Annotated in this window: 9 protein-coding genes; 2 read left to right on the top strand and 7 right to left on the bottom strand. The window is 71.4% G+C overall.

Annotated features, from left to right (window positions below; all coding sequences use genetic code 11):
* Positions 1 to 61 precede the first annotated feature (61 nt).
* The 5 genes from ASF40_RS03605 to ASF40_RS03585 all read right to left on the bottom strand — a co-directional run bounded on the left by ASF40_RS03605 (position 62) and on the right by ASF40_RS03585 (position 4,384).
* Positions 62 to 946 (bottom strand): hypothetical protein, encoded by an 885-nt coding sequence (locus ASF40_RS03605; RefSeq protein WP_056366462.1) that lies wholly within the window; start codon positions 944 to 946, stop codon positions 62 to 64.
* A gap of 108 nt (positions 947 to 1,054) precedes the next feature.
* The gene (menC, locus tag ASF40_RS03600) at positions 1,055 to 2,188 is read right to left on the bottom strand and encodes an o-succinylbenzoate synthase (protein WP_056366459.1); all 1,134 of its coding nucleotides are present in this window, start codon (positions 2,186 to 2,188) and stop codon (positions 1,055 to 1,057) included.
* 39 nt (positions 2,189 to 2,227) lie between these two features.
* Positions 2,228 to 2,527: a hypothetical protein gene (locus ASF40_RS03595; RefSeq protein ID WP_056366456.1), complete on the bottom strand. Its 300-nt coding sequence runs from the start codon at positions 2,525 to 2,527 to the stop codon at positions 2,228 to 2,230.
* Between the two features lie 77 nt (positions 2,528 to 2,604).
* The gene (locus tag ASF40_RS03590) at positions 2,605 to 3,522 is read right to left on the bottom strand and encodes a cyclase family protein (RefSeq protein WP_056366454.1); all 918 of its coding nucleotides are present in this window, start codon (positions 3,520 to 3,522) and stop codon (positions 2,605 to 2,607) included.
* A gap of 145 nt (positions 3,523 to 3,667) precedes the next feature.
* Positions 3,668 to 4,384 carry a GNAT family N-acetyltransferase gene (locus ASF40_RS03585; RefSeq protein ID WP_056366451.1) on the bottom strand — a complete coding sequence of 239 codons (717 nt, stop codon included), beginning with the start codon at positions 4,382 to 4,384 and terminating at the stop codon, positions 3,668 to 3,670.
* A gap of 97 nt (positions 4,385 to 4,481) precedes the next feature.
* Here ASF40_RS03585 and ASF40_RS03580 point away from each other — a divergent pair, with 97 nt between their 5' ends.
* Positions 4,482 to 5,882 carry an MFS transporter gene (locus ASF40_RS03580; protein ID WP_056366448.1) on the top strand — a complete coding sequence of 467 codons (1,401 nt, stop codon included), beginning with the start codon at positions 4,482 to 4,484 and terminating at the stop codon, positions 5,880 to 5,882.
* Between the two features lie 135 nt (positions 5,883 to 6,017).
* Here ASF40_RS03580 and ASF40_RS03575 read toward each other — a convergent pair whose 3' ends face one another.
* Complete coding sequence (locus ASF40_RS03575) at positions 6,018 to 7,307, bottom strand: FAD-dependent oxidoreductase (RefSeq protein WP_056366445.1); 1,290 nt, start codon at positions 7,305 to 7,307, stop codon at positions 6,018 to 6,020.
* Between the two features lie 111 nt (positions 7,308 to 7,418).
* Between ASF40_RS03575 and ASF40_RS03570 the strand changes: the two genes are divergently transcribed.
* Complete coding sequence (locus tag ASF40_RS03570; protein WP_056366442.1) at positions 7,419 to 9,038, top strand: peptide MFS transporter; 1,620 nt, start codon at positions 7,419 to 7,421, stop codon at positions 9,036 to 9,038.
* Here the strand turns inward: ASF40_RS03570 and ASF40_RS03565 are convergent.
* The gene (locus ASF40_RS03565; RefSeq protein ID WP_056366438.1) at positions 9,001 to 11,724 is read right to left on the bottom strand and encodes an alpha-L-rhamnosidase; all 2,724 of its coding nucleotides are present in this window, start codon (positions 11,722 to 11,724) and stop codon (positions 9,001 to 9,003) included. The two genes, ASF40_RS03570 and ASF40_RS03565, sit on opposite strands and share 38 nt — an antisense overlap.
* Between the last annotated feature and the right edge of the window lie 50 nt (positions 11,725 to 11,774).

The raw sequence follows: 11,774 nt of genomic DNA, 5'->3' as shown, positions 1-11,774 counted from the left end.
GTTCCGGTCGTTGAGCGAGCTTGCGAGTCGAAACGCCCCGAACGCGGCGACGACTCTGAGCTCAGCCGCCGAATCCGCACCAGGCCGCGACCCACGACAGGATCCGGCCGCGCAGCTCATCGCCGACGAACAGCTCGATCTCGCCGGGCTCCCCCGCCACCTCGACGCGCACGTCGAAGATCGTGCCGCGCTTGTCCTCTTGCACGGCGTGCGGGTCGCAGCGGAACGGCACGATCGGCAGCGTGATGACGATCGGCGTCTCCTCACCCTCGGCGACCTCGAGGTCGAGCGGGAACGCCCCGTCCACGGTGGCAGATCCGAAGTCGAGGAGGTTCGTGCCCTGCACGCCCGCGATCGTGGCGGCGGCGCCACCGGCCGGGGTGACGGTCAGCTCGAGTGCGGCCGGCTCGCCGGGGGCGGACGCCTGGAACCCTGTGAAGGCGAGGGTCGCGGCATCCGCCAGTCGCTCGCGCAGGCACTCGCGGGCGTGGAGTGGGGCGACGAATCCCAGCGGGTCGGTCGCGGCTGCTTCGATCTCGTGTGTGCCCGACTCCTCGATGACCTCGAGCACGACGACCGGCTGCCCCTCGTCGGACGCCCCGCACGAGACCGGCGGAAGCTGCACGCGGATGTCGACTCCACCGCCGGCGCGGACCGTGCTGGTGCGCCCCGCCACGACCCTCGTCGCCGGGCCGTCGAAGCGAGCGTCCTGCACCCGCACGTCGCCGATCACGAGCTGCTCGGCGGATCGGTTCACCACCCGCACCTGCGCCTGCCGCGGCGCGACGTCGGCGCGCAGCTGCGCGAGCTCGACGCTCACCCCGGCGGGAACCGTCGGCTGTGCGAGGGGATCGGTGCCTGGCGTGGCCGCGCAGCCGCCGAAGGCCAGGACTCCGGCGACCGCCAGCGAGAGCGCTCCGCGCCCGCGATCATGCCGGGAACGCATCCTGCCGCGGTCTCCCGATCTCCTGGTGTCTCCGCTGTGTCGCGGCATCCGCTCACCGATTCTGAGGAGTTCCGCACTCCGTGGCCGCTGCACGATACTCCGCGATGGTCACCGCGTCAGCGTCTCGCGGGCGACGGTGAAGTCCTCGAGCGCCACCGGGTCGATGTCGACGCCGAGGCCGTGGCCGATCGGCACCCGCACATGCCCGTCTTCGAGCACGGCGGGCTCGGTGACGATGTCGCGCGTGTAGAAGCGGCTCGAGGCCGAGACGTCGCCTGGCAGCGTGAAGCCCGGGAGCGCCGCGAGGGCCGCATTGGCGGCACGGCCGATGCCGGTCTCGAGCATGCCGCCGCACCACACCGGCACCCCGGCCGCGAGGCAGCGATCGTGGATCTTGACCGCTTCGAGGTAGCCGCCGACCCTGCCGGCCTTGATGTTGATGACGGATGCCGAGCCCAGCGCGAGCGCGTCGGCGGCCGCCTTGTCGGACACGATGGACTCGTCGAGGCATACGGGGGTGCGCAGGCGCCGAGCGAGCGTCGCGTGGTCGACGAGGTCGTCCTCCTGCAGCGGCTGCTCGATGAGGAGCAGGTCGAAGCGGTCGAGCTCGGCGAGGGTGTCGGCATCCGCCATCGTGAAGGCGGAGTTCGCGTCGACCTGCAGCGGGATCGCGCCGAACGCATCGCGCACGGCGGCCGTGTCGCCGACGTCGCGGCCGGGCTTGATCTTGATCTTGATGCGCACGTAGCCCTCGTCGAGGTAGCCGCGCACGGTCTCGACGAGCGCCGCGGGATCGCGCTGGATGCCGACCGACACCCCGCTCGGCACACGGTCGCGCACCGCCCCGGCGTACTCGGCGAAGCTGCGTCCCTCGGCGCGCAGCGCCGCATCGAGCACGGCGAGCTCGAGTCCGGCCTTGGCCATGCGGTGGCCCTTGAAAGGCTCGAGCACGCTCGCGACCTCCTCGGGTGCAAGGCGCTCCCGGTCGAGGAGCGCCGGCGCGAGGAAGCGCAGCGCGACGTCCCACGCGCCCTGGGTGTACTCGCTCGAGTACAGCGGATCGGCCTGCGTGACGACCTCGCCCCAGCCGTCGCCGTCAGTGGTGAGCGCCCGCACGACGATGACCTCACGCACCGTCTCGGTGCCGAACGACGTGGTGAACGGGGCGACGAGCGGCAGGTGCAGCACCCGCAGCTCGAATCCTTCGAGGGCGACGGATGCCGCCGGCCGGGCGATGGGCATGCGCTCAGCGTACGCCCGGCCGGCGACGGAGCGAGGCGGTCAGTGCGCGAAGCGCGCAGTCGCGGCGTCCCGGAGGACCGGGACGTACGTGGACCGGGCGACCCGCGGCCGCCGGCGACGCGGTTCTGCCGGCGCCGTGTGGTGCGCCGTTCCCCGCAGCGCGTCGCTCATAGCGACGATCAGGGTCTCGATGTGCTCGCGCATGGTTCCTCCTCGTTCGTAGAAGAGGAGATGCTCGGGACGGTGCTGATACATCACCCGCCGCGTCGCGAGGGCCAGCTCTTCGTGGGCCGACTGATCGGCGAACGAACTGATCGGTACACCTGCGTACCCGTCCATGACCCCACGGTACGAGGGGGTTCCGACATCGGTGATGATCTCCCGGGCGCGCCGGCGGCTCCGCGAAAAGTCCGCGGTCAGGCAGGGAGCTCGGCGAAGGCGCGCACGGGGAAGGTGCCGAACCCCTCGACCGCGGGCGGCGCCGCGGTGAACCGCGCGCCGCGCGGCGGCACCGAGCCGAGGTTCGTCAGGTGCTCGACGACGTGCACGCCGGCGCCGAGCAGCAGCGAGTGCGCGGGCCGCTCGCCGCCCGACTCGGTGTCGTCGATGTTCACCGAGTCGATGCCGACGAGCACCGCCCCGGCGTCGATGAGCCACTGCGCAGCCTCGCCCGTGAGGAACGGCGCCCCGGCTCCGTACTCCGGCTGCCCGAACCAGCGGTCCCACCCGGTGTGCAGCAGCACGGCGGCGCCGCGCACGTCACGATCGGCGAGCGTGGCGGAACGGATGCCTCGGCGCGCGGCCTCCCACGCGTCCTCGAGGTGGAACACCTCGGCGCGCAGGCCGACGAGCGACGACAGCTCGAGACCCGCCAGGTCACTGCCGTCGGCGTATCGGTGGAACGGCGAATCGAGGTAGGTGCCGGTGTTGCCGATCATGTGGATGACGTCCATCGCGAACTCCGTCCCCGGCGCGTAGCGGGCGCGCGAATCCTCGCGCGTGAGGTGGGGCGTGATCGTGGGCGCGGGAAGGCCGGGGTAGGTGACGAGCCCGGCGCGGATCGGGTGGCTGAGATCGACCACCCGCGTCTCGCCGGCGGCCGGGGACGCGGCATCCACTCCCCTGCTGCCGCGGTGCGGCTCCTCGAGGATGCGCAGGCCCCGCAGCTCCACCTCGTCGACGAGTGCCAGCCCGAGGTGGGCGATCAGCAGCCGGGCGATCTCGTCCTCGGTCGCATCCGCGCTCGGGAGGTCCAGCCGGAACCCCGTGCCGGCGAGGCCGCCGCCGTTGGCGAAGCGGATGTCGAAGTCGAAGTGGGCGCGGTACTCGGGCATGCCGGTCAGCCTAGGGGCGCAGCATCCGCGCGGACTGCCACTCATCGACGAATTCCGGTCGTTGAGCGAGCGTGAGAGTCGAAACGCGTGGGGCCTTCTCGAACACGCATCGCGTTTCGACTTCGCGCGCCAGAGCGCCCTCCGCTCAACGACCGGGAACGAGCAGGTACCCCCGCGCGTCGTCGAAGCCTCCGATGACGAGGCCTTCGGCCAGGTGCCCGACGAGCTGCTCGCGCACGTGTGCGCGCCAGACCGCGGCATCCACCGGCGTCTCGCGGCGGAGGATCTCGATGTCGTGCGGGATCTCGACCGAGGCGACCACGCGCTCGTCCTCGGGGGTGGGCACGGGCGGCGCGGCGAGCGCCCACGACACCATGATGCGGTCGGTCTCGTCGCCGCGGTTGACGCCGTCGTCCATCGGGCCGTAGTGGTTCACGAGGTATTCGGTGACCCGCGTGCCGAGCACGCGCAGGTTGAAGTGGGCGTTGCGCGCGACGAGCGGGTCGAACGTCCACGTGATGTGGCCGACGCCTCGGGCGAGCGCCCACTCCTGCTGGTGCCGCTTGAGCACGCGGCCGAGCCCCTGCGACTGGTGGTCGGGGAGCACGCCGGTGATGTGGCTGTGCATCGAGCGCGCGGCGGGCTCCGCGAAGAACGCGACGGACGCCCCGACCAGGCGCTCCTCGTCGTACAGGCCGACGGCGTAGTTGCCGGCGTGGGCGAGGGCGCGCAGCAGGTTCGGCGGCATGCCGCCCCGGTCGCCGCCCCACACCTCGGCGAGCACCTCGGAGGCGCGGTGGACCTCTTCGACCGTGTCGAGGAAGCGGATGTCGATGCCGGGCGGCGTCGCGGTCTCGGGCATGAGCTAAGTCTGCACCCGCGGAGCCCGGCGCTCAGAGCCCAGATAGCCTGAACTGATGGGCACAGGTGACGAGGACGCGAGAAGAAGACTCACCCGGATGCCTCGCCAGGGCGCCATCGTGGCGGTCCTGGCGATCGCGGGGCTCGCGTCGTCGTTCATGTTCACGCTGGTCGTGCCCATCCAGTCGAAGCTGCCCGAGCTCCTGAACGCGAGCCGCGACGACACCGCGTGGGTCGTGACCTCGACCCTTCTCGCGGCCGCGGTGATGACCCCGATCGCCGGACGTCTCGGCGACATGTACGGCAAGCGCCGCATCGTGCTCGTGCTGCTGGCACTGCTGGTCGTCGGATCGGTGATCGCCGCCGCCTCCCCCGGCATCGTCGGTGTCATCATCGGGCGCACGCTGCAGGGCGCCGTGACCGGCGTGATCCCCCTCGGCATCTCGATCCTGCGCGACGTGCTGCACGAAGACCGGGTCGACTCCGCCATCGCCCTCATCAGTGCCACGCTCGGCGTCGGCGGTGCACTGGGGCTTCCGATCAGCGCCTTCATCACCGAGCGCAGCGACTGGCACGTGCTGTTCTGGGTCGCCGCCGGCCTCGGCGTGATCGTCTTCGCCCTCGTGCTGTGGATCGTGCCGGTGAGCGCCCTGCGCACGGGCGGGAAGTTCGACTACCTCGGCGCGGCCGGCCTCGCCGTCGGACTCGTCGGCGTGCTGCTCGCGGTGTCGCGAGGCAACGAGTGGGGCTGGACCTCCCCCGTGGTGCTCGCCTGCGGCCTCGGCGGCCTCGCCGTGCTGCTGCTGTGGGGCTGGTACGAACTGCGCATCGCGGACCCGCTGCTCGACCTCCGCGTCGCGGCGCGGCGCCCTGTGCTGCTCACCAACCTCGCCTCGATCGCGTTCGGCTTCTCGCTGTTCGCGTCGAACGTGATCTACCCGCAGATGCTCGAACTGCCGACCGCGGCAGGCGGGTTCGGCCTGTCGCTCGTGGCCGCGAGCCTCATCGTGATGCCGGCAGGTCTCGTGATGATGGTGCTCTCGCCCTTCTCGGGGCAGCTCGCGCGCACGGTCGGGCCCAAGCTGCTCCTCGTCGTCGGCGCCATCGCGCTCGTCATCACCTACGGGTTCACCCTCCTGTTCGCGAGCGAGGTGTGGCAGATCCTCGTGGCGAACATCGGCATCGGCTTCGGCATCGGCTTCGGCTACGCGGCGATGCCGATGCTCATCATGCGCTCGGTGCCGCAGTCCGAGACGGGCGCGTCGAACGGCCTCAACGCGCTGTTCCGCTCGCTCGGCACCAGCACCGCCGCGGCCGTGATCGGCGCGGTGCTCGCGACCTTCGCGGTCGAGGTCGACGGCGTGCCGGTGCCAGATCCGGCGGCGTTCCACATCTCGTTCCTGCTCGGCGGCGGGGCCGCGCTCGTCGCGCTGCTCGTCGCACTGTTCATCCCTCGCCACCACGCGCCCCAGGAGCGGCATCCGTCCCTCCCGGAGTGACTATCGCGCTGCTTCTCAGCTGAGGAGCAGCACCTCGTCCTCAAATGAGGACCTGAGCCGAGATGCGGAGCGAACCCGCCCGAACGCTCCTCAACTCGGCGCAGGTCCTCAGCTGAGGACCGAGGTCGAAGGCCCTCAGCTGAGGAACGACCGCTCAGCGCCCCGGGCGGGCACGGGGGTCAACCGCGCGAGCCTCGGGGAGTCCGGCGCGAGCCGCTCGGCGACGGCGACCGCCGAGAGGATCGCGCTCTCGTGCGAGTCGGCGTCGGCGGTGTAGAGCCCCGCGAGCGAGACGCCGTGCCGCCCCTGCAGCGGGCGCAGCCGTCGCTGCGCGTCGAAGTACTCGGTGTCGATGAGGCCGTGCCGGTAGGTCGCAGTCGCGTAGAGCGGCTGCGGCAGCTCATCGTCGTACGTCACCCAGCTCTTGAAGACGTCGACCCCGCGCGAGGGGCTCCAGATCGACAGCGAGCTGTGCGCAGCATCCGTCCGCACGTTCACGACCGACCACGCGCGCTCGTCGTGCGGCATCAGCCGCCGGTCGCCGTGAATGGCGATCGTCGTGTCGAAGTATCCGAAGCGCGCCAGCTGCGCCGTGAGCTCGGCGAGCTCCGTCAGCGGCGCGAGCAGGTCGTGCGCCGTGCGTGCGTCGCACGCGAGCACGAGATGGTCGAACGGATGCTGCGCCCCGGCCGCCTCGACGAGCAGCGTGCCGTCGGCATCCCGTGTGACGGAATCGACCGGAGCGCCGGTGCGCAGGTGCGCGCGCTCGAGTGAGGCGACGAGGGCGTCGACGTAGGCGCGGAGCCCGCCCGGGATCTCGCTCTGCTCGGGCGGCGTCAGGCCCCGCGGAAGGTTCGCTCCCAGGTAGTACAGCGCGTTGTACGCGGCGAACCGGCGGAAGTCGGCGAGGTCGACGCACCAGAACGCGAGCAGCAGCGGGAAGAGGAAGTCGTCGACGAACGCCTTCGGCAGCCGCTCGCGCTCGACGTACTCGGCGATCGTCACGGTCGTGTCGTGCTCGGCGAGGAACGCCGGCAGCCCCGACAGGAACACGCGGAAGCGCACGAGGTGGACGATCGCGCGCGGCGTGAGCGACGCCCACACCGGCCGGCCGCGCCGGATCGGTGGCATCGCGACGGGCCGGGTGCCGTCGCGGCGCGATACCGTCAGGGTCGCCGGGTACGTCGTGCGCGGCACCTCGAGCTCGTCGAGCAGCCGGTTGAACGTCGCGTAGGCGGCGCTGCGCGCGAAGAACTGGAACCCGGCGTCGATGCGGAGCGCCTGGCCGTCGACCTCGACGTCGACGGTGTGCGCGTGGCCGCCGAGCCGGTCGTCCTTCTCGAACAGCGTGACATCGTGGTCGTGCTCGAGCAGCCACGCGGCCGCAAGTCCCGCGGCGCCGCCGCCGATGATGCCGATCCGCATGTGCGCGCCGTTCTGTGAGCCCCCGCTCAGACTAGGGCGTTCGCCCCAGGGCTATCGCGCCCGCGCACCCCGTCGCTAGCCTGACGTCAACCGGGGCGACGGGAGCAGGCGATGGACGGGCGTGATCAGGGCTTTCAGGGGGACGACGCGGCGCGGGGCGATCGCAAGCCCGAACAGGTGCCGGTCGGCCCGCCCGACGGGGCCACCGCCGCGGCGGACGCCACCCGAACCGGCACGGTCGCAGCGAGGAGCGGCACCGACGCCGCCGGAACCACCGCCCCGGAAGACGGCGCCGACCACGACACCCGGTTCTTCGGGCAGCCCTGGGCCCTCGCGCACATCTTCGGCGTGGAGATGTGGGAGCGGTTCAGCTTCTACGGCATGCAGGGCATCCTGCTCATCTACATGTACTACTCCGTCGCCGACGGGGGCCTGGGCATCCCGGAGGCGACGGCGACCGGCATCGTCGGCGCCTACGGCGGCACCGTGTACCTCTCGACGATCCTCGGCGCCTGGGTGGCGGACCGCCTGCTCGGCTCGGAGCGCGTTCTGTTCTTCAGCGCGTGGGTCATCATGGCGGGGCACATCGCCCTCGCCCTGCTCCCGAGCGTGTGGGGGCTCGGCGTCGGCCTCATCCTCGTCGCCGTCGGCTCGGGCGGGCTGAAGGCCAACGCGACCGCCGTCGTCGGCACGCTGTACACCCCGAAGGATCCGCGCCGCGACGCGGGGTTCTCCCTCTTCTATCTCGGCATCAACCTCGGCGCGTTCCTCGGCCCGATCGTGACCGGGTTCCTGCAGAGCAACGTCGGGTTCCACTGGGGCTTCGGGGTCGCGGCGATCGGCATGGCCATCGGCCTCATCCAGTACTCGTTCGGACGCAAGCAGCTGCCGGCGTCGTCACGGGTGGTCGCGAACCCGCTCCCCTCGAACCGCCGGGGCATGATGATCGGCATCGGCATCGCAGGGCTGCTGCTCATAGTCGTGCTCGTGCTCACGGGGGTGATCCGCGCCGACAACCTCGCCGGCGTCGTGATCCTCGTCACGCTTGCGGCTGCCATCGCCTACTTCTGCGTGATCATCTCGTCGCGGGCGATCAGCGGCGACGACCGCTCGCGCGTCATCGGGTTCATCCCGCTGTTCGTCGTGAACGTCGGCTTCTGGTCGTTGTACCAGCAGCAGTTCACGGTGCTGACCATCTACTCCGACAAGCAGCTCGACCGTACGATCTTCGGCTGGGAGATGCCGGTGTCGTGGGTGAACTCCATCAACCCGATCTTCGTCATCATCCTGTCGGGCGTCTTCGCCGCCATCTGGACGAAGCTCGGCGACCGCGCCCCGTCGGCGCCCGTGAAGTTCTCGCTCGGCGCGATGATCATGGGCCTCGCGTTCCTGCTGTTCCTGCCGTGGGCGAACGGCGCCCCGAACTCGACACCGCTGCTGGCGATCGTGATGATCCTCTTCGTGTTCACCATCGCCGAGCTGTTCATCTCCCCGCCGGGGCTCTCGGTGACGACGAAGCTCGCGCCCGAGCGCTTCCACACGCAGATGGTGGCGCTGTACTTCCTCTCGATCGCGCTCGGCACCGCGATCGCCGGCTGGCTGGCCCAGTTCTACGACCCCGAGAACGAGATCCCCTACTTCACGATCCTCGGCGGCATCGCGATCGTGCTGGGCCTCGCGCTGCTCGCCGCGGTCAAGCCGGTGCTGAAGCTGATGCGGGGCGTCCGGTAGGCAGCGTGTGGCGCGTGCGCCCGGGCTCCAACGCGATCTCTCCTGCAGGCGTCGCCAGCCGGGCGGTCACGCCGTGCGGCACGTCGACGGTCACGGATGCCGCACCCGCGGCGACCGCCCACTCCACGCCGAGCCGCCCGTAGGGCGTGCCGACGTGCGCGCGCACCTGGCCGACCCCGGCATCGAAGTCCGGCTGGATGACGGCGGTGCGATAGCCGGGCGAGGTGGAGCGGATGCCGGCGACCCGGCGATAGAGCCAGTCGTCGACGCTCCCCGGCGCGTAGTGGTTGAACGACATCGGGCGGATCGAACCGTCCGGCGCGATCGCATCCCACGTCTCCCAGATGGTCGTCGCGCCGTTGTCGACCTCGTAGAGCCACGACGGCATCTCGGACTGCCACAGCAGGGTGCGGGCGAGTTCGGGGTGACCGTGATCGCACAGCACATCGAGCAGGTACGGCGTCGAGAGGAAGCCGGTGTCGAGCCGGTCGCCTCGCTCGTGGACGAGTTCGACGAGCCGCGCGGTCGTGCGGGCGCGCAGCCCGGCAGGCACCATGTCGAACGCGAGCGCGACGACGTAGACACCCTGGAGGCGCACCGGCAGGTCGCCGTCGGCGTCGACGTACTCGGCGGCGAAGGCGGCACGCACCCGAGCTGCCCGCTCGGCGAGGTCGGCGGCATCCGTGGGTCGTCCGAGCACTTCTGCCGCTTGAGCGGCGATCGTGAGCGTGTTCGCCTGGAACATCGGAGCGAGGTACTCGCTGGTGAGGGCCGGCGCGATGCCGATGGCTTCGTGGGTCGGCAGCCCCTCCATCGTGCTCGGCGTCAGCCAGTCGCCGAAGTGCGAGCCGGTGTTGTAGAGCAGCGCCTGCGCGCGGATGCGCGCCTCGGCGAGGTCCACGCCCGCGAGCGACGTGGGCAGCTCCGCCGCCGCAGTGCGGCGTTGGTACTCGATCCACCGGAGCATCGCGTCGAAGTTCTCCTCGAGCACGCGGACGTCGCCGGTGCGCTCGTAGAGGGTCCACGGCACGATGGCGATCGCGTCGCTCCATCCGGCCGCGGCCACGATCGAGCCGATGCCCTGCGCGTTCGCCGCGGCCTCCGCGTCGAACGGCGAGCGCGGCGAGAAGATCGGGATGCGGCCGTCCGGCAGCTGGTCGGCCCGCAGGTTGTCGAGCCACCGCTCGAGGAACGGCAGCACCTGCGCGTTGTTCGTCGCCGCGCCGGCGAACGCCTGGATGTCGCCGGTCCAGCCCGCGCGCTCGCGCTGCGGGCAGTCGGTCGGCACCGACAGGAAGTTGCCGCGCTGGCTCCACACGACGTTCTGGTGCAGGCGGTCGAGGCGGGGATCGGATGCCGCGAACGCGCCGGTCTGCTCCAGATCGCTCGCGAGCACCACGGCGACGACGTCGTCCGGCTCGAGCGGCGCGGTCGAACCGCTGATGCGCGCGTACCGGAAGCCGTGGAACGTGAACTCGGGCTCCCACTCGTCCGCTCCGCCGGCCGAGACGAAGACGTCCGTCTGCTCCTTGTTGATGCCGACGATGTTGGCGAACCACGAGCCGTCGGCCGCGAGCGTCTCGGTGTGCTCGATCGTGACGCGGTGACCAGCGGTCATGTCGCGCAGACGCACCCGCACGCGACCGACGAGCACCTGGCCGAAGTCCACGATCGTGCCCTGCGCGGTCTCGACGAGCGCGACCGGGCGCACCTCGAGCACCCGGCGTACCGGCTCGCCGCGGAACGGCACCAGAACGGCGTGATCGGTGCCGACCTCGGCCACCGGCATCCATCCGCCGTCGTCGAATCCGGGGCGGTCCCAGCCCGACGGCACCGCGCGGCGATCGAAGCTCTCGCCGACGAACAGATCGGCGTACGCCCACGGCCCGGGCGCGCTGCGCACATCGGCGCCGGAGGTCACGAGCTGGGTCGTGCCATCGGCGTAGTCGACGTGCAGCTGCCAGATCGCCGACGTGCGCGTGCCGAACTGCGCGCTCGAGCCCGTGAGGCCCAGCCGGCCGGCCCACCAGCCGTCGGCCAGCGCCAGCCCGAGGACGTTCTCGCCCTCGACGAGCGCCGCCGTCACGTCGGACGACGCGAACGAGATGCGGTGCTCGTAGCTGTCGAACCCGGGCGCGAGCACCTGGTCGTCCGCGCGCCGGCCATTGACGGACGCGGAGTACACGCCGCGAGCGGTCGCGAACAGCCGCGCCCGCACGACGCCGGGACCGATCTCGAACGCCTGCCGCAGCAGCCGCGGGGGCCGCAGGCGCTCTTCGGGCGGCGAGTCGGGGCCGAGTCCGCGGATCCAGTCGACGATGCTCCACCGCTCGATGACCGCGTCCCGCTGCCCGGGCTCGATCCAGGGCGCGACCCAGTCGGAGGCATCCAGCAGCGACGTCTCGAACGTCGAGGTGGCCCAGTCCGACCATTCGCCGCCCGACGGACGACTGCGCACGCGCCATTCGTAGACGGTGTTCGAGGTCAGCGCTTCGCCCGCGTAGAGGGCGGGAGCGGCATCCGCCTTCTCGATCTCGCCGCTCGCCCAGACGAGCCTGCCCCCGGTCGACACCTCCAGCTCGCACGCCGCGCGCGCGTGGTCGACGAGCCACGAGAGGCGGGGCTGCCGCGCCCCGAGGGCGATCGGGGCGCGGAGGTGTTCGACGCGCAGGTCATACGGTGTCATGTGTCCTCGCAGAAGGTGCCGGGCGCTTCGACGGGCTCAGCGACCGGGTG

Source organism: Microbacterium sp. Leaf288 (assembly GCF_001422925.1).
Lineage (GTDB): Bacteria > Actinomycetota > Actinomycetes > Actinomycetales > Microbacteriaceae > Microbacterium.
This window is presented reverse-complemented; position numbering and strand designations above follow the sequence as displayed.